Source organism: Culturomica massiliensis (genome assembly GCF_900091655.1).
GTDB classification, from domain to species: Bacteria; Bacteroidota; Bacteroidia; order Bacteroidales; family Marinifilaceae; genus Culturomica; species Culturomica massiliensis.
Map to the genome: position 1 here is coordinate 2256430 of NZ_LT594621.1, position 18729 is coordinate 2275158.

The 18729-nt window shown below is 43.7% G+C and carries 13 protein-coding genes and 1 pseudogene; 10 read left to right on the top strand and 4 right to left on the bottom strand.

What is annotated here, in order from left to right:
* Positions 1 to 3: 3 nt before the first annotated feature.
* The 9 genes from BN8908_RS10945 (at position 4) to BN8908_RS10985 (ending at position 13446) form a co-directional block, all read left to right on the top strand.
* Positions 4 to 1683: a metallopeptidase TldD-related protein gene (locus BN8908_RS10945; RefSeq protein ID WP_068690585.1), complete on the top strand. Its 1680-nt coding sequence runs from the start codon at positions 4 to 6 to the stop codon at positions 1681 to 1683.
* A 134-nt stretch (positions 1684 to 1817) separates the two neighbouring features.
* Positions 1818 to 2366: an RNA polymerase sigma factor gene (locus BN8908_RS10950; RefSeq protein WP_021988254.1), complete on the top strand. Its 549-nt coding sequence runs from the start codon at positions 1818 to 1820 to the stop codon at positions 2364 to 2366.
* A gap of 7 nt (positions 2367 to 2373) precedes the next feature.
* A complete protein-coding gene (locus tag BN8908_RS10955) occupies positions 2374 to 2946 on the top strand; it encodes a hypothetical protein (protein WP_021988253.1) in 573 nt (190 codons plus the stop codon).
* A gap of 118 nt (positions 2947 to 3064) precedes the next feature.
* Positions 3065 to 3361, top strand: a complete 297-nt coding sequence (locus BN8908_RS10960; protein WP_021988252.1) for a hypothetical protein — start codon at positions 3065 to 3067, stop codon at positions 3359 to 3361.
* Positions 3362 to 3404: 43 nt separating this feature from the next.
* A complete protein-coding gene (locus tag BN8908_RS10965) occupies positions 3405 to 6239 on the top strand; it encodes a TonB-dependent receptor (RefSeq protein ID WP_068690588.1) in 2835 nt (944 codons plus the stop codon).
* 23 nt (positions 6240 to 6262) lie between these two features.
* Positions 6263 to 7444: a DUF4876 domain-containing protein gene (locus BN8908_RS10970; RefSeq protein ID WP_068690589.1), complete on the top strand. Its 1182-nt coding sequence runs from the start codon at positions 6263 to 6265 to the stop codon at positions 7442 to 7444.
* An 89-nt stretch (positions 7445 to 7533) separates the two neighbouring features.
* Positions 7534 to 9111: a DUF6850 family outer membrane beta-barrel protein gene (locus tag BN8908_RS10975; RefSeq protein ID WP_068690590.1), complete on the top strand. Its 1578-nt coding sequence runs from the start codon at positions 7534 to 7536 to the stop codon at positions 9109 to 9111.
* A 194-nt stretch (positions 9112 to 9305) separates the two neighbouring features.
* Positions 9306 to 11258, top strand: coding sequence for a 4Fe-4S binding protein (locus tag BN8908_RS10980; protein WP_068690591.1), 1953 nt, complete (start codon positions 9306 to 9308; stop codon positions 11256 to 11258).
* A gap of 4 nt (positions 11259 to 11262) precedes the next feature.
* Positions 11263 to 13446, top strand: a complete 2184-nt coding sequence (locus tag BN8908_RS10985; RefSeq protein WP_148453288.1) for a S46 family peptidase — start codon at positions 11263 to 11265, stop codon at positions 13444 to 13446.
* 76 nt (positions 13447 to 13522) lie between these two features.
* On the opposite strand, the gene BN8908_RS10990 is transcribed toward BN8908_RS10985, so the two are convergent.
* The 4 genes and pseudogenes from BN8908_RS10990 to BN8908_RS11005 form a co-directional block, all read right to left on the bottom strand.
* Positions 13523 to 15037, bottom strand: a complete 1515-nt coding sequence (locus BN8908_RS10990; protein WP_068690593.1) for a 4Fe-4S binding protein — start codon at positions 15035 to 15037, stop codon at positions 13523 to 13525.
* A gap of 169 nt (positions 15038 to 15206) precedes the next feature.
* Positions 15207 to 16148 (bottom strand): annotated as a pseudogene (locus tag BN8908_RS10995) (DUF362 domain-containing protein); the annotation flags it as partial.
* 199 nt (positions 16149 to 16347) lie between these two features.
* Positions 16348 to 16746 (bottom strand): phosphoribosyltransferase, encoded by a 399-nt coding sequence (locus tag BN8908_RS11000; RefSeq protein WP_068690597.1) that lies wholly within the window; start codon positions 16744 to 16746, stop codon positions 16348 to 16350.
* On the bottom strand, positions 16736 to 17257 hold the full coding sequence (locus tag BN8908_RS11005) for an ECF transporter S component (RefSeq protein ID WP_068690599.1): 522 nt from the start codon (positions 17255 to 17257) through the stop codon (positions 16736 to 16738). Before BN8908_RS11005 ends, BN8908_RS11000 begins: the two co-directional genes overlap by 11 nt.
* 232 nt (positions 17258 to 17489) lie before the next feature.
* Here BN8908_RS11005 and kbl point away from each other — a divergent pair, with 232 nt between their 5' ends.
* Positions 17490 to 18680, top strand: a complete 1191-nt coding sequence (gene kbl / locus BN8908_RS11010; RefSeq protein ID WP_068690602.1) for a glycine C-acetyltransferase — start codon at positions 17490 to 17492, stop codon at positions 18678 to 18680.
* Positions 18681 to 18729 lie beyond the last annotated feature (49 nt).

Sequence of the window (18729 nt, forward strand, 5' to 3'; positions counted from 1 at the left end):
GCAATGAAAAATACACGATATATATTATTTCTGGTACTGCTGCTTTTCATCATTCCTTCACATGCCCAGCACAGGAACGATCAGATTATCTTTAAAGCGATGCAGGATGAACTGAAGCGAAATCTGGATCAGCTTTCGCTGCCGGACGTAGAAAAACCGTTCTTTATCTCCTATTCCATCGGAGCGATCCGTCAATATGAAATGCAAGGAGTGCTCGGGGCTATCACAAAAATCAACAACCAACCCGAGCAAATGATCGGATCTGTAAACGTATTATTGGGTGACTATACACGCACCAGCGACAGCAAATACCAAGGCAGATACAAAAGAACGATCATGCCGGCCGAAGCCGACTACGATCTGATCCGCCAATGCTTATGGCTGGGAACCGACGTCGCATTCAAAGACGCTTCCAAAGAACTGGCAGCCAAACTGACAGCACGCCAAAAAGAAATCAGCACGCCGGAAGAAGCCCGTTTAACCGATCTGGTAAAAATACAGCCGGTAGAGAAAATCATCGTTCCTGAAAAACCTTTTGTGGTAGATGAAGAACAATGGAAAGCCAATTTACGTACCCTGTCGTCCATCTTCGGTAAATATCCGGAATTGTACAATTCGTCCGTAACAATCAAAGGAATGGATATGGAGGTTTATCTTTCCACAACTGAAGGTACCCGGGTGAAACAACCGGTCCGTTACATCTGCCTACAAGCAGAAGCTTCTACCCGTACGGACGATGGCATTCAGATCAAGGACAGCTATTCGGCTATCGCCAATATTCCTGAGCAATTGCCGGATATGAACGAATTAAAAATCAAAATTACCGAATTTGCTGAAAGCCTGACGAAACTCCGGAATGCAGAGCCGGTAACTCAATTCTATTGCGGTCCGGTACTATTCGAGGACGGAGCTGCTGCTGCTATCCTTCAAAAAAATCTATTGACCCAAAACGGACTTTTTGCTTACCGGAAACCGGAAGACCGGTTCACAGCGGTCCAGAACAAGGTAAAACCCATCAATTCCCGGATCAATATGAAAATTATCGACAACAGAATTACGGTAAAGAGTTATAGTGATCTGGATCAATACAATGGAAAACCTCTTTACGGAGCGTACAGTATCGATGCCGAAGGAGTTGTTCCTCCGAAAGAACTGACCTTAGTGGAACATGGTATCTTCAAAAAAATGCTCAACGGACGCGTACCGGGACTGAATTGTGAAGAGACAACCGGAAGTTCTAAATATTATGCCTATCCGAGGGAAATACTATATACAACAGCTCCCGGCACCCTTCATATCTCGGCTGACAAAGGAGCGAAACCCGAAATGCTGAAAAAACAATTGATAAAAATAGCCAAAGAAGACGGTTTATCGTATGCATATATTGTACGGAGCATTGATCCGACAGCATCCGTCATCTACAGAGTCGATGTCAAAGACGGAAAAGAAACGCTGATGCGTTCCGCTGATATTTCTTCAGTCGAACTGAAAAATCTGAGACGTTTGGCTGGCATTTCGGCAAAGGAAAAAGTCACCGAATTCATGCTGGACGACTATGTACTGACTTCGATGATTTACCCGTCGGCTCTATTGGTGGAGGATGTTGAAATCAACAAAACGACGGTCACCAAAGAAAGTGCTCCGGTTCTGCAATTCCCCTTGAGCGAAAAGGTGGATAAATGAATCACGGGATACTGCAAAGCCGGGAACTTTGCAGTATCCTTGCCAGGTTGACAGATGCAATAAGTAAACACATCCGGAACTTCCGTTGGCAATATTATTAACTATGGGTATATATTTTGGAAAGGCGGAGATAGATGGACGAAGACAGAAACCTTAAAGCAATTAGGGAAGGTGACGAAAAGGCTTTCAAAGAACTTGTAAACAAGTACAAGGCCAAAATTGTCAATACCTGTTATGCATTCGTCCACAATCGGGAGGATGCCGAAGATCTTGCGCAAGAAGTGTTTATATCATTTTACCAATCCATCGGAAAATTTCGGGGAGAATGCAGTGTGTCAACATGGCTTCATCGGATAGCTGTCAATCTATGTATCGATTATCGCAAATCATTGCGGGGACGCATAAAAAAAATAAATGTAGAAGAATGGAATCTTAAAACAGAACCCTCTTCAGAAGATCCGTTGGCTTGGGAACACCTGGCTGAAGACGAAACGAAAACATTGCTCCACCAGGCTGTCGACAGCCTGCCAAAGAGACAACGCACAGCTTTAATTTTAAGTAAATATGAAAATTTATCCTATCAACAAATCGCCGATGTAATGGGCATTTCGGTTTCATCCGTAGAATCGCTCCTTTTCAGAGCAAAAAATAATCTGGAAAAAATTTTCAAAAGACTAAAATAAAACGGCTATGAAAATAGAATTTAAAAAACAGCTAATCTACTGGGCCAATATCATTCTGTTAACGGTAAATGTCACTTTTTTCATTTTCCTGTTTCCGGCAGGCAAAGATGAAATCCCGACAAGAAGCGAGACCGAACTTTCAAATGAGTTCATCAAAAACGAACTGGGATTTACAGACGGACAATTCCAACTGTTGATGGACGCCGATCGGGAAATCCAGTATAAATATCAAATCGTATTGAAACTATTGTGTCAAAATCGTTATCGCTTATTAAATGAATTGGCTAAGCCGTATCCTTCTGAAATACAAATGGACAGTCTGGCAGAAATGATCGGCTTCCTTCACCGGGCTTTAAAAAAGCAAACGATTGAACACCTTATGAACATCAAAAAAACTTGTACTCCGGAACAAACGGGCCGTCTGAACGACATTTTCAGACAAATGCTGGATATGGACCATTATTGTCCGTTCTGTAAAGAAAAATGTTCTGTAACTCAAAAAAACGAGCGCTATCCGGTATTCTTTCCCTACGATCACGAAGCAGAGGCTAAGATGAGGGAACAACTGGGACAACACTGAATATTTCAGGCGTGTTTGTTCTGACAAGGTGTGAATATTAAAACGGGAACGATCTCTGGTCAGGTATAAATGTTTCCGATTGTGTGTAAAAATGGTGCAATTGAAAATATACAATGTTATGGCGTGGGAAAAAATAATCGAAAAAGATAAAATTACATCCGTCAGTGATGAATTTTACGACAATGTGCTGAAAAAATTGAGAATACATATCCAATCCCGCAAAACAGAACGTTTTTTTCATAAAAAGCATATCTGGATGAGTGTGGCAGCAGGAATACTGCTGGGATTGATCATGCTGAATCTGCAGAACCACATACAGGAATCGGAATTGAAAATATCTCAAATGGAAGCCTGGATCAACCGCTACTACCTGGACGATATGGTCATAGAAAAAGTGGATTGTACCATTTTTTAAACTGACATAACCCTAAAACTACTAACCGCTAATCCATAAAATCATGAATTTAAGGAACATTTTCTTATTCATCTTGGTGATCTTGTTACCGGGACCGTTATCCTTACAGGCCCAATCCAGCAAGTTCACGCTTTCGGGGACGGTCATCGATGCCAAAACCGGAGAAACCATACCTTATGTGACGATTTTGGTCAAAGAATTATCCCTTTGGACAACCTCCGATGTCGACGGGAATTTTATCCTCAAAGACATCGCCGGAGGAGAATATACGCTGGAAGCCAAATGTCTGGGCTTCGAGGAGTATTCCGTCAGAATCATCATACGCCAGAACATATCCAAATACCAGCTAAAGCTCCAGGCACAGTCACTGGCATTGGATGAAGTGACCGTAACGGCCACCGATGCCAGAAAAATGAACAGTACGTCCAACATCAGCAAGACAGCCCTGGAACACTTACAAGCAGCCAATATTCAGGATGCTATGCAATTATTGCCCGGTTCCCTGACAAAAAACCCCCAACTGACAAGTGTCGCCAAAGTTACGATCCGGGACATCTCGGGTACGAACAGTGCCATCTCGCTGGGTACCTCCATTATTGTCGACGGAGCAAAAATTTCCAACGACGCCAACATGCAGATGGTATCGGGCGGTAATCCGGCCTCTTCCTCCACCAGCGGCACAGGAGTCGATGCCCGGCAAATTCCGGTAGACAACATCGAATCCATAGAAGTCATCAGAGGAGTCGCCTCTGCAGAATACGGTGACCTGAACTCCGGTGCCGTCATTGTCAAGACGAAAGCGGGGAAAGCCCCCTGGGAAGCCCGTTTTAAAACAGACCCACACCTGAAACAAGCCTCCCTGAGTAAAGGGTTTGCTTTAGGTCCGAACAAAGGATTTTTAAACTTCGATGCCGATTATGCCAAGGCATTGAGTGACATACGTACCCCCTCCCGCTCCTACGGCAGAGGTACGCTACAGATCGGTTACTCCAATATCTTCAACACCAAGGGCCGTCCTGTCAGTTTTAACGCCAAACTGAACGGTAGCATAACGATGGATAAAGTGAAAAAAGATCCGGACCAGTCTTTAGACGAATTGACCAAATCCGAAGACAACAAAATAGGATTGAATTTTTTCGGTAACTGGATGGTGAAAAAGCCTTGGCTTACCAGTCTGGAATACAGTGCCTCCGGCTCTTATGGACGTCAATACAACAGAAACAAAGAGTGGCATTCTGCTGTCAAACTGCCTAATACCAATGCGAAAGAACCGGGAGAACATCTGGGCGTATTACTGCCTTACGAATATTTCAGTGACTTGAGGATCGAAGGTATTCCGATTTATGCACAAGCCAAATTAACGGCCAATGTAACCGGGAAGTACGGTAAAATATACAATAATTTTATGCTCGGAGCGGAATGGACCACCAAGGGGAACCGGGGCGACGGCAAGACATTCGACTCACATTATCCGCCGGCCCAGAACCTGCGTCCCCGGCCTTTTAAAGACATTCCGTTCATTCACGAATACACCGGATTTGCAGAAGATAAAGTCATCCTTCCGTTCAGCGAAGAAATATCATTTCAATTTTCTGCCGGCGTACGCCTGACCAATATTGCCACTAAAGCTGCCGATTACGACATCACCGTCGACCCCCGCTTCAATGCTAAATTGACGCTGATCGACCGTAATTATAACCGGGAAGGTATACAATATCTGAGTGTCCGGGGCGGCTGGGGTATCCTTACCAAAATGCCGACCCTGGCCCACTTATACCCCGATCCGGTATATTCCGATCATATCAGCTTTAATTACAACGATGATGCCAATAACTATAATTTGACGGTGATCACCACCGATGTGCAAAAAACGGAAAACCCGAACCTGAAACTCCCCTCCAGTCGTAACATGGAAATCGGACTGGACCTGAAAGCATTCGGTATAACCGGAAATTTTACCTATTTTAAAGAGAAATTGACCCACGCATTTACATGGGAAAGTACGGCCCGTCCCTCCAACTACAGACAGTATAATTACGACCCGATGATGGGACGGCCGGAATACACAAACGGAGAGGTAACAGTAGGCGGTACACCGGTAGGGTATCAGACGATCAATACCTTTTTAGGTTACAGACTCCCCGGAAACGGTATGACCATCAATAAATGGGGGATCGAATACAACCTGGATTTCGGAAAAATCAATCCGCTCCAAACTTCTGTTATTATAGACGGGGCTTATTTCAATCAGAAAGAACACAACGATGTATTGCAAACAGGTTATGTAAGCGACATGGTCGACGGCAAACCTTACCCTTACATGGGCATCTACGCCGGAGGCAATGGCAGTAGCAACGGCACAAAAATGCAGCGCCTGAACACCAATATACGCCTCATTACCCATATCCCGCAATTGCGGTTGATCGTCACCTTATCCGGTCAATGCGTATGGATGGACAAAAACCAGGTATTTAACAAATACCGCGGGATCAACATGGTATACATGCAGGATGACGACGGAAATTATGTTTTCGGTGATCCGGGCAAAGACATGAAATACCTGAAATGTGTCAATCCGGTTGCTTATATGGACACCTACGGCATGGTTCATCTTTTCACCGACAAAGAGGCCAATGACCCCTTATTCCAGAAAATGATACTCAAAAACAGGGCCAGTACATTTGCAGAAAATGATCCCAGTCCCTATTTTATGCTGAATATGCGTCTGACCAAAGAAATCGGGAACTATGCTTCACTCTCATTCTACGCTAACAATTTCACCAATGCCCGGCCGAAACGCTATTTAAAAGCCAACGGTATGGATGTCAGAATGAACTCCGGAATTTTCTTCGGTGCAGAGATCAGCCTGAAATTTTAATACACACTTTAAAGCAGACGAACATGAAAACATATTATATTTTTAGTATCCTGACCTTATTTTTATGTACAGGATGCCTGAAAGAAGAGAAAATCGACACCCAAATCCGTATTGGGATCGAATTCCCGGAAGACTTCCAACATATCTCCCGAAGCGGTATCCCCGTCAAGCTGTATAACACTGCCTCCGGACGTTACTACACGTCTGTGACGAATGAAGAAGGCATAGCAAATCTGGACGTCGAATACGGCTTTTACGATGCCATCGTACAATATCAATTGACAGAGGAGTACAACACTTACGTTTTCAACGGAAGATACAGCGATATCGTATTGGCTCCCGGCCGGGAAGACATAAACGATTTTTACACCGTACCCCTGACCTATGCTTTGAAATCGAATCTGATTATCCGGGAAATTTATTTCGGAGGATGTATGACGGACGACGGCATTACATACAGCAATGACAATTACCTGGCTATTTACAACAACTCCGAACAAATAGCTTACCTGGACAGTATCTGCCTCGGATTTGTCGCACCGATTACCAGTGCCAGCAAAAGTAACTTCGTCAAACCGGACGGCACATTGATGGATTTACTGCCCGTAGCCATGATGGCCTGGCAAATACCCGGTAGCGGAACGGATTATCCGCTCCAACCGGGAGAAGAGGTCGTTATTGCAGTTAATGCAGTCAACCACAAAGCCAGACATACGGAATCCGTCGATCTGTCTCACGTAAAATTTGCATTCTACAATGTAAACCTCTCCATGCAGGAAGCCCCAGCCCCCGGAGTTATTTCATTGAACCTGATCTGGAAAGGTCCGGGAGAAGCTTACGGACTGGTGCCTAACGGCGGACCGGCAATGATTATGTTTAAAATTCCGGGCAACGCCACCGACTATGCTTCCGATGCCAGCCATCTGATGCAGGATCCCGTTACCCATACCGGTCTCTATCATCTGATGATAGATAAAGAATGGGTTGTAGACGGTATCGAATGTATTCAAAGCAAATCCGCTGTATACAAACGACTGACATCCAATGTAGATGCAGGATTCGTCTGTCAGGAAAAACTATATTCCGGTCTTTCTGTACAACGTAAGGTTGAAAAAACGGCAGACAACGGACAAATCATTTATATGGATAGCAACAATTCTTCGGAAGACGTCGAAGTCCTGCCGGCCAGCTTGAGAAACAAATAAACAGGCAATGCATTTATAACCGGAAACGCAACCGGGAAACATGACTAGATTACGAATGAAACCCATGGTTTCACTAAATAACAGCACAAATGAAAAATTCTAAAATATATCTGTTCAGCCTGGGAATTATACTTGCATTCACTGCAAATACCCTGGGACAGGAAAAGAATTACTACCGGATGGAACGTCTCAAAGCGAACAATCCGTGGATCACATCACACAATGCCGCCGGTCTCACGACGAACAGATCTGACCGGTTTTCCGTCGTAGAAGGCAGTTGGCAATACGAGAACGGCAAATTCAGAAATGTACAGGATCCCAGCAGTTTCAACCGCATGAGCTTACTCACAGAATCGATTTTACAATTGAATAAAGTTTATTTTTATGGAAAATTTTCATTCGATTATAATATTCGTAAGAATATGGGTTGGACCAATGTGCTCTCTACTTATAACACGCCCATTTATCTGGCCGACAGCGTTCCCGGGGAACAAACGATGGAAGTATACCGCATCGACGGAGGCGTAGGTTATCCGTTGGGAAAACATTTTGCCATAGGTGCGAAGATCGGTTATGAAACGACAAGTAATGCCAAACACAAAGATGCCCGTAATCAAAATACTTACATGAACCTTAATCTCTATCCGGGTATTATGTTTCAAACCGGTCCGTTACGTATCGGAGCCAACATGATCTACCAGAAAATGACCGAACTAGTCGATGTCAAGGTCATCGGCTCGGGTAAAATACATGAGATATTCGAATTCGAAGGCCTTTGGCATTACAAATCCTATATTATGACAGACGGAGGCGGCAGCATCGAGCGCGACTATCAGCAAGAAACCTACGGAGGATCTGTACAAGCCGAAATATTCAGCAAAAAATTCAGTTTTTTCAATGAATTCTCTTTCAGCCAACGCAAACAGGAAAGCTTTCCCAGCGGTTTTACCAATGAAAAAAGCGGAGAAATAAAAGAAAGAATATACGACTATAACGGACTTTTACATATAAACGGTAAAAAATACGATCATTACCTTTCACTCGCCCTCCGGACATCCAATTGCCTGATGTACGAAAACATTCAGCAAATAGAAATCATCGATCAAAATGAAGTGTGGGTACAATACGGCATCAAAAATAAAGCGTATACCGATGTCGTCAATGCTGATGTTTACTATCAGCTTTTCAGAAACCGTACAGCCTATAACAGCTCCTGGGATGCCCGTATAGGAGCCAGAGGATTCTCCGTCAAAAGAGGGTACAGGCTATACCCGGCTAAATTTACCCAGGAACTGGAAAATTACGAAGGCTATCTCTCTTTTAACAAAAACTTTCTACGCCATAAAGGCATGTTCGATTGCCGGATAGATTTGGCTTATACCATCGGAGACGGAAAACGGCTCGAAACAAAAACGGAAGCGACAGGTGAAATCCCGGATAACGACCAATACAAAAGGCGTGACGATTTACTGACCCGGGAATTCGAATACCTTACTTCCGATCGTTTCAGGGGAGGACTTAATATCCGCTACACCCGTTTCCTCAATAAAGCCAAAGGTATGAATTTATACGGAGATGCCAGATTTATATATAACCGTTCACTGAACGGCGAATTTCAAGACAAAACCAGAACAAACATACAGGCCCTCATCGGATTTGCTTTCTGACAAGCCCGTTGACTGATTTAAAGCCTGGTCTAAAACTGTAAATTTTAAATTATCTGACAACCCGATTCATGATCAGATTCTTTTAATCTAAAATTTACAATTAAAACATTGGTTTTTATTTTGAATATAGGGTATCAAAATGTGTTATTCATCATTTCAGCTTACATAAAATACAAACACCTAAATAAAATATCATGAAAAAAAATAGTTGGAAACATGTTCTGCAACTTGGCGTTATCGCTCTCATTGCAGGATTTATCTTGAAAGTATTCTTCGGAGGAGCCCCGGCCAATGTGGAAAGTTATTGTCCTTTCGGAGGATTAGAATCATTGGCGACCTATCTGAACACAGAAACCCTGGCTTGCAGTATGTCGGTCATTCAAATTACGATGGGTGTCATGCTCGCCGTATGTGTCATATTATTCAGCCGGCTTTTCTGCGGTTATGTCTGCCCGTTAGGGACCGTTTCCGAATGGTTGGGTAAATGGGGACGGAAAATGAAGATCAATCACACAATCCCAACCGCATCTGTTGCTGACAGAGCATTAAGAATCGTCAAATACATATTGCTTTTCTGGATATTCTACATGACATTAGCCAGCAGTGAACTGTTCTGTAAGAACTTTGACCCTTACTATGCGGTAGCCACCGGATTTCAAGGTGAAATCACAGTATGGATGTCCGTTATTTCCCTTCTTCTCCTCGTGGTCGGTAATCTGACGATCCGGATGTTCTGGTGTAAATACATATGCCCGCTGGGAGCCTTGAGTATCATATTCAAATTTACACTTACGTTTATCGCGATATTATTACTTACCGTATTGCTGAATTACACCGGCGTAGTTCATATCTCTGTCATTTGGGCATTGGGTATTACAAGTATTATCACTTATTTTTATGAAATCATTCTGCACAAGAGCAAAACCTTCCCGCTTCTGAATATTGTACGTGATAACGAAAAATGTAATCATTGTGGAGTATGTACAAAAAAATGCCCGCATGCCATTAACCTGACGAAAAGCAAAGTAATAAAAGACGTCGACTGTACACTTTGCGGAGAATGTATCGCTTCCTGCCATCAACAGGCACTTAGTGTCAACGGTAAAACCGCCTTCCGTTGGATACCTGCCGTACTGGTTGTTGTACTCTTCTTTTTCAGTATCTGGACAAGCAGCCATTGGGAATTGCCGACAATAAGCGAACGTTGGGGTGATACCTCCAAACACCTCGTTATGTTTGAAAAAGAAGGAATGCGAACAGTAAAATGTTACGGCAGTTCAAAAGCTTTCTCGGCTAAAATGCAACACGTACCGGGCGTTTACGGAGTAACGACCTATGTCAACCGTTTCGCAGTTCAAGTGTATTACGATCCTCAGGAAACAACTCAGGAAGAAGTTGAAAAAGCCATGTTTACCCCTACAAAGCGTAAACTCGAGACCCCACCGGCCGAAATCGATAAATTGAAAATCATCACATTAGGCGTTGAAAATCTTTTCGACAGGATGGACATTGTTTATCTGGGAAATATCATACGCAGCCACGGAGGTTTCTACGGCATTGTTTCCGAATACGACTGTCCTGTTCGTATCAAATTGTATATGGATATCAATAAACAAATTGACAAAAAGGAACTAAAATCAATTGTGGAAACCCCGGAATACGACATGCCGCAACACGGAGGAACCGTTCAGAAAATCAAATGTGATTACCGGTTGATATCTCTTTCTGAAAAAGTGGATACCATCGGACGACTGGAATTTTTACAGGAAATGTTTCCAAAATCCGGAACGACATTTAAACAAGCCGACGAAACTTACAAAGGAAAAGAAACAGCCGTATATGAAATAGAGTTCCCGCAACTGGATTTACCGATGTATCAGAATATGCTCCCTTATTTTGCCAATTTCATCTCTGTAAAACCGGGAATTATCGGATTCGAAACAGCATTGAAAATAGATGTACCGGTCATCCGGATCACCTATGCCAAAGAAGCTGCGACGGAAGAAGATATATGGAACATATTGCAGGAACCGCAATGGACAATCCATTACTCCGACGGGACAACAGAGGATATCAATGCTCCTTATAATTTTGAACAGCCGGGTACAACCCTGTCCCCGGATTCTCAATCTGCAGAAATAAAATAAAGATATGACTATCCGAATAAAATCCGTATTGTCCTTCCTCCTGCTCGTCCTGTTCCAGACAGGACGGGCGGATGAGGGCATGTGGCTGGTCAACCTGATGGCCCGGACCAACTACGAAGTTATGAAGACCCAAGGACTGCAACTGACAGCCCAGGACATTTACAGTGAAACGGCCCCCTCCTTAAAAGATGCCATCGTTGCCCTTGACAACGGGAGTTGTACCGGTAGCATCATTTCACATAACGGCCTGCTGATAACCAATCACCATTGTGCTTATAACGATATCCAACAATTGAGTAGTCTGGAACACGACTACCTGAAAAACGGATTCTGGGCCCAAAACTACCGGGAAGAAATACCGGTACCGGGCAAAACCGTCATGTTTCTCGACCGGATCATCGACATAACGGACGAGTACAAAGCAGAATTGGATAAGATGGAGAATCCGGCCTGGGAAAAAGGTTACCGCCCGTTAACGTCCCGGAAAATTAATTTTCAGCTGGAAAAGAAATACGCTAAAAAAGGATATGAAACCAGTTGTGTTTGTATGGCACGGGGAGAAAACTATTTTCTCTTTTATTACAAAATATACAAAGACATACGCCTGGTAGCCGCGCCTCCCTCCTGTTTCGGGACATTCGGAGGAGATACCGACAACTGGACCTGGCCACAACACAAAGGTGATTTTTCCCTTTACCGTGTATATACGTCTCCCGACGGAGAACCGGCAAAATACGACATAGCCAATATTCCGCTAAAACCCCGCAAAGTCCTCACACTATCTATTGCAGGCATACAACCGGGCGACTATGCGATGATCCTGGGCTACCCAGGCTCTACAACCCGCTACACCCCTTCCTGGGGAATCAAAGAAAAAATGGAACTGAAAAATCCCGCCGTAATACAGGCACGGCAGGCCAAACTGGACATACTGCGCAAAGCTATGGATGCCGACTCCCGGATGCAATTAGGCTATGCTTCCGAATATTTCTCCTGTAGCAATTACTGGAAATATGCCATCGGAGAAAATGAATACCTTCAGCGCTACCGGGTGATCGACCGCCAACGCCAGGAAGAAGCCAAACTTTTAACCTGGATCAATAGCAGGCCTGAACTTCGTGAAAAATACGGAAATATACTCGACGAGTTAGCAAAAATCTACACAGAAAGAATTCCGGAGGTCGCACCGACAGCTTATTATACCGAAACCCTACTGAATGGCCCGTATGTACGCAACCTCTTTTTCCGTTTCTACGGGACGGCTAAAGGCATGGAAATTGCAAAAAAACAACAACTACCTGCTGACGATCCGGAAATCATCGGATTGAAAAAAGACGGAAAAGAATTTTTCCGAACATTCGACAGCAAAACGGACCGGCAGGTTTTTGCTTCCATGCTCCGCCTCTATGCAGAAAATGTTTCTCCGGAAAAAATACCGGCCGAAGTATCCGGTCTTATCAGCAAATTCAAAAAAGACTACTCGAAACTGACCGATTACATATACGCCCGTTCAGTTCTGACCGATCCGCATCGGCTCGAAACATTCTTATCCCGCCGGGTAACCAAGGAGGCGATCTTCAAGGACCCGATTTACCAAATTCTGAATACGACTTTGGAGAGAGATTTCGAATGGAGAAAAGCCCTTGAGAAAAACGCACAGGAACTGTCGACTTACCGCACCCTTTACACCAAGGCTTTTATCGAAATGCGGACGGAACAGGGTATTCCATACTATCCGGACGCCAATTCGACCATGCGGATCACTTACGGTCAAATCGGAGGTTTCTCCCCCCGGGACGGGATTTACGACGACTATTGCTCCACCATCGTCGGATATACGGAAAAATACAAAAAAGGAGATTCCGAATTCGACCTGCTCCCGAGTTGTCTGAGCGCTATCCAACAAGGAAACTGGGGAAATTATGCCGATAAAGACGGACGTTTACACACAGGCTTTCTCTGTAATCTGGACATCACCGGAGGTAATTCCGGCAGTCCGGTAATGAACGCCCAGGGAGAACTTATCGGTCTGGCATACGACGGAAACTGGGAATCCATGGCAGGAGCCTTTTATTTCCATCCGAATTACAACAAATGTGTATGTGTAGATATCCGGTTTATACTCTGGATCATCGACAAATATGCCGGGGCTTCCCATCTGCTGGAAGAACTGAGCATTCATTCCTAAACTAACCCTTTCTATAATGAGGAAGAAGAACCCTTTTTACCGGGAACTTCTTCCTCTCTTCATATCTATCACCTTTTCAAAAGCCGAAATCATCCAGTTCGACCTCTTTCTGCTCGGACTCTTTAAATGGCTTCGCTTCCAGATGTACCGGGTTTCCTTCGACATGAATCGCCCGGAACGGCCGTACCGGACAGACGTATTCACACCCTCCGCATCCGACACAAATATCCGGATTTACATGCGGAATGGTCAAACCGTCTTCAAAAGGTACCATTGTTACGGCCTGAGTCGGACAATGCTCCGAACAAGCTCCGCAGCTCGTTTTATCCGTATTGACAATACAATTCTGTATCAGAAAAATAACTCTTCCTACCTGGGTCACATGTTTTTGTTCGACAGTTAAAGGTAAAATCGCTCCGTTAGGACAAACCTCCGAACAAACGGTACAATCAAAATTACAAAAACCGTCTTCAAAATACATCATAGGTTGCATCATCCCTCCCCAGCCATACTCTTTAAAAGCCGGCTTCAACACGTGTGAAGGGCATTTGGTAACACATAAATGACAAGCCGTACAATGCTTCAACAGATGTTCCACACTGACAGCCCCCGGAGGTGAGAGGGGATATTCACGCTTATAGGCTTGGGCAGGCTGTAAATTTTCCAAATGCTCCCGGGCCTTTACCTGCGGTATGACCAAGGCTGTCGCGACCGTCGTTGCCAGAAAACGTCGTTTCGATTCGTCTGTTACAGATTGCGGCCGGCCGGCTTTCTTTTTCCCTACAGTAAAGGAAACCGCCTGTTGTCTGCAATTCTCCAGACAATCGAAACAAGCCACACAACGACTGTAATCTACCGAATGTTCCTTGCTATCGATACATGAACCTTTACATTTTAAAGCACACAAACCGCAACCGTTACATTTCGACGTATCTATATGCACTTTAAATAAAGAATACCTCGATAAAAAGCCGAGCAATGTGCCCACCGGACAAAAGGTATTGCAGTACATACGGCCATACCGCCAGGACAAAATACCGACAACGCCGAAAGTTACCAATCCTACGATAAAAGCAAACAAGCTTAAGATCGTTACGTTGATATAATAGAAGGTATAATTACCGAATTTTGTAAATACCCAGGCCAATCCGTTATTTCCAGCTACATATAAAGGTTTGAATACATTTGTAATCATCCTCCCGTAAGCACTGTACGGATCTGTCAGACTCAATAAGAACGTGAAACCGACTAAAAAAGCAAGAATAACGATCCCTACAACCGACCAACGCAAAATTGTTCTTGCCGGACGATAGCCGTACTTTCTTCTTTTGTTCTGCCGCCTGGATAACCAGGCGATAACATCCTGAAATATCCCCATCGGACATACCGAAGAACAATAAACCCGTCCCAATAACAAAGTCAATATGATCCAAACAATCAGGATACCGGCACTCAAAGAAAGAACGGCCGGTACGATCTGAATCCGGGGTAGAAATGATTCTGTCCCGCTAATGCCTGCAAAATCTAAAAAACAAAACGTAAGCAGAACAAAAAATACCAACGATACAACAATTCGTAATTTTCGCAACATACCTCAAACAATCAAATGCTTACAAAATCCGAAAAAGTGATTTTAAATTATAAATTCCGGATTCCATACTAAAATAACCGGTAACGAACAATCCCGAATTCCGATCGTATATCCATCCGGGATCAGCCTCACACGATCAATCTAAAATCGTAAATCTACAATTTCAATCCTACATTTTTATTCTCTTCACTTTCAGCTTATCGATGGCCATTGTCCCGACCTCTAATTCTTCACCTTTCGACAAATGCCCCACAACATCCAGCGGCATGGATTCGATCTGATTGAAAAATTTGGTCGCAGCCGTATCTACCGCTACAATATCGGTAGAAAGAAACAACCCCTTGGGTGTCACCACATCGGCAGCTGACTTACCACGGGGACCGTTGGTCTTCATCACCCGGTAAGCATCTACGACATTCAAAACCGCCGGTTTATCCATCGTACAGATATCTGCAATACATTGTTGCAAGTCATTTTTGTGGAAATATCCCCGATCCCATACGATACCCATGTGGTTTTTCATGGCTATTGTCATTTTGGCCCCACCGTGATTCTTCAAAATAGGTACATTAATCCACACATCACTATCCAAAAGGGCTTTGTGAACCATCGCTTTTTTCAGGCTTTTAGCCCTGGGTAAATCGATTTCCCGGTAATAGCTTTCCTCGTGGGCCGGAACCACCTTGGCACCGGCAGCCGTAGCCGCATCTTCTATACCGCTATTCTTATAACATTTACGCCAATCGTCACAGGTATGATCGAATACAACCACTTCTTTGGCTCCCGCAGTAAAGCATTGCCGGATAATCTCGGCAACCAGATCCGGATTGGTATTCCCGGCTAACTCGGGAGTCTTATCCCAACCGATATTCGGTTTTACGACAACTTTCTGCCCCGCCTTCACAAACCGTCCCATTCCACCTATTTCGGAAATGGCTTTCCGGAACATATCCACCGGTTCACCCCCCATTACCGCCACTAAATCATAATTACTACCAGTCATACTGTTTTGAACCGTTTGAGCCAATACTTCCATAGGCCCGCTCATCTTTATCGTCGCAGCAGCTCCGGCAACAGCCAAAGCCTTCAAAAATTCTCGCCTATCCATATTATAATACTATTAAGAATCAAAAATTAATTTTTTATAAACCCCGTGATCCTGATTTGAAACTGTAAATTCCAGACTGCAAATTGTACACAAAGCCGGCCCCGCCTAAAACTGCAAATCAAAAATCACACAATGAGTCCGGCCCCGCATATAATTTTTATCCCAACTTATCCTATCAACATCGTAAGTCTAAAAATGCATTCTACAGTATCCAGGGGAAACGAAAACACGCTTCATCGTACAGACAGTAATCCGCTTTTCCGTTTACCGCAAAAGTTTTCACCAAAGCCGCCCCTGCCAGCAATTGCCTGGCATAGTTCAACGTCATTCCCGTCTTTACCCGGTCTTCTACCAGCAATATTTTTTTCCCCCTTACGTCAAACTTTATTTCTTCCAGTAAACGGGGGCTATCGTACAACGGCCTTTGACTGGCATCCCGTAAATTCAGCTTCAGCAACTGTATATCGATATTCAAGCGCTGATTCAACAAAGCCGCCGGAATAATACCGCCATTGGCAATGGCCACAATCATGTCAAACTCTTCTTTAAACTCCAGGGTACGGATCTTCTCCAATACTTCTGCAAAACTTTTAGAACTCATATTTTGCTAAAAGTTTAAGGACCAACCAACCTCCGGCTATCTGCACCAAAATACCCGGCAAACCTAATGTAAAATCCTGAATAGCAGCTTGTACATTCCCAGCCAAGCCCCATTCTGCAACTCCCCCCGCTAACTGATAAGCCAATACCACAAACGCAACGTGTAAAAGGGATAATTTATGGGTATAACCGGCAACAGCCGCCGCTGCAATCGCCAATAAAGAGGATTTAATCAACAAGACGGGCAAGACGGCAACAGGAGGCATTCCGAATAACAGACAATTTAACAGAGGTGAGCAGATAGCCGTCAATAATCCGACCCGGATACCGAACTTATAAGCTCCGATCAATGTAAAAAAATAAATCGGCAACAACATTTTTCCGCCCTCCGGAATAAAATGACACAACTGAGGTAAAAGTAAATTACCGAGAATAAAAGCAGCACCGAACAAATAGGTACGTGCATTGGATAAGCCCAGGCTTACCGGTCTGAATAAAATCGCTGAAACCATAATACACAAATTAAATTCCGCTATAAAATTTTAAGATAGTCAAAGATATTTTTTTTTAATATATATACAAAGCCGAAAAACGGAAAAATAGATGGGATTCCGAAGTATTTTCAGTATATTTCAGGACTAAAAAATAATAACGTTTGTAACGTTTCAATTTTTAAACAAAGGATGACATTTTGATTAAAAATTATTTAATTTTGTGTCTCAATAAAACATAAATTTTACTGATATGTACGGAAAATTTCAAGATTTCCTGAAGGCTGAAATCCAGTCCATCAAGGATGCAGGTTTGTATAAAACCGAAAGACTGATCGCAACACCACAAGGGGCTGAGATCAAATTAACCACAGGTGAAACTGTATTGAACTTTTGTGCAAACAATTACCTGGGCCTCTCTTCCGATCCACGAGTAATTGAAGGAGCCAAAAAGGGCTTAGACAGCCGTGGTTATGGAATGTCATCAGTACGTTTCATTTGCGGTACGCAGGACATCCACAAAGAACTTGAAGCCAAAATATCTAAATTCTTCCACACAGAAGATACGATCTTGTACGCAGCCTGTTTCGATGCAAACGGCGGTGTATTCGAACCATTGTTCGGTCAGGAAGATGCAATTATTTCCGATGAACTGAATCACGCTTCCATCATCGACGGCGTACGTTTGTGTAAAGCGGTTCGCTACCGTTACAAACATGCCAATATGGAAGATTTGGAAGAACAATTGAAATTAGCCCAGGCACAACGTTTCCGGATCATTGTTACTGACGGTGTATTTTCTATGGATGGAGATATTGCCAAACTAAATGAAATCTGTGACCTGGCAGAAAAATACGATGCTCTGGTTATGGTTGACGACAGCCATGCTTCCGGATTTATCGGCAAAACCGGACGGGGAACCGGAGAATATCACAATGTAATGGACCGTATAGACATCCTGACCGGAACACTCGGTAAAGCATTAGGCGGCGCTATGGGTGGCTATACGACAGGTAAAAAAGAAGTCATTGAAATGTTACGTCAACGTTCCAGACCTTATCTGTTCTCCAACTCATTGTCTCCGGCTATCTGCGGAGCTTCTATCGCTGTTTTCGATATGTTGAGTGCCAGCACGGAATTGAGAGACCGTGTGATGTCAAATGCAGAATACTTCCGTGCCAAATTAACGGAAGCCGGCTTCGACCTGAAACCGTCAGAATCAGCCATCTGTGCCCTGATGTTATACGACGCCGTATTGTCTCAGGAATTTGCTGCCGAATTACAAAAGGAACACATCTACGTAACCGGTTTCTATTATCCGGTAGTACCGAAAGGCCAGGCTCGTATCCGTATCCAACTATCTGCTGCTCATACCCGCGAACAATTGGATCGTGCTATCGCAGCTTTCATTAAAATCGGTAAAAAACTGAATGTAATCAAATAAAAGTTTCAGTAAACAGACCCTTAAAGCTGTCTTCAAACGAAGGCAGCTT

Excerpts from the sequence above, each read along its gene's own strand:
- BN8908_RS10945 (WP_068690585.1), top strand. The coding sequence starts at position 4 with ATGAAAAATACACGATATATATTATTTCTGGTACTGCTGCTTTTCATC.
- BN8908_RS10950 (WP_021988254.1), top strand. The coding sequence starts at position 1,818 with ATGGACGAAGACAGAAACCTTAAAGCAATTAGGGAAGGTGACGAAAAG.
- BN8908_RS10955 (WP_021988253.1), top strand. The coding sequence starts at position 2,374 with ATGAAAATAGAATTTAAAAAACAGCTAATCTACTGGGCCAATATCATT.
- BN8908_RS10960 (WP_021988252.1), top strand. The coding sequence starts at position 3,065 with ATGGCGTGGGAAAAAATAATCGAAAAAGATAAAATTACATCCGTCAGT.
- BN8908_RS10965 (WP_068690588.1), top strand. The coding sequence starts at position 3,405 with ATGAATTTAAGGAACATTTTCTTATTCATCTTGGTGATCTTGTTACCG.
- BN8908_RS10970 (WP_068690589.1), top strand. The coding sequence starts at position 6,263 with ATGAAAACATATTATATTTTTAGTATCCTGACCTTATTTTTATGTACA.
- BN8908_RS10975 (WP_068690590.1), top strand. The coding sequence starts at position 7,534 with ATGAAAAATTCTAAAATATATCTGTTCAGCCTGGGAATTATACTTGCA.
- BN8908_RS10980 (WP_068690591.1), top strand. The coding sequence starts at position 9,306 with ATGAAAAAAAATAGTTGGAAACATGTTCTGCAACTTGGCGTTATCGCT.
- BN8908_RS10985 (WP_148453288.1), top strand. The coding sequence starts at position 11,263 with ATGACTATCCGAATAAAATCCGTATTGTCCTTCCTCCTGCTCGTCCTG.
- BN8908_RS10990 (WP_068690593.1), bottom strand. The coding sequence starts at position 15,037 with ATGTTGCGAAAATTACGAATTGTTGTATCGTTGGTATTTTTTGTTCTG.
- BN8908_RS11000 (WP_068690597.1), bottom strand. The coding sequence starts at position 16,746 with ATGAGTTCTAAAAGTTTTGCAGAAGTATTGGAGAAGATCCGTACCCTG.
- BN8908_RS11005 (WP_068690599.1), bottom strand. The coding sequence starts at position 17,257 with ATGGTTTCAGCGATTTTATTCAGACCGGTAAGCCTGGGCTTATCCAAT.
- kbl (WP_068690602.1), top strand. The coding sequence starts at position 17,490 with ATGTACGGAAAATTTCAAGATTTCCTGAAGGCTGAAATCCAGTCCATC.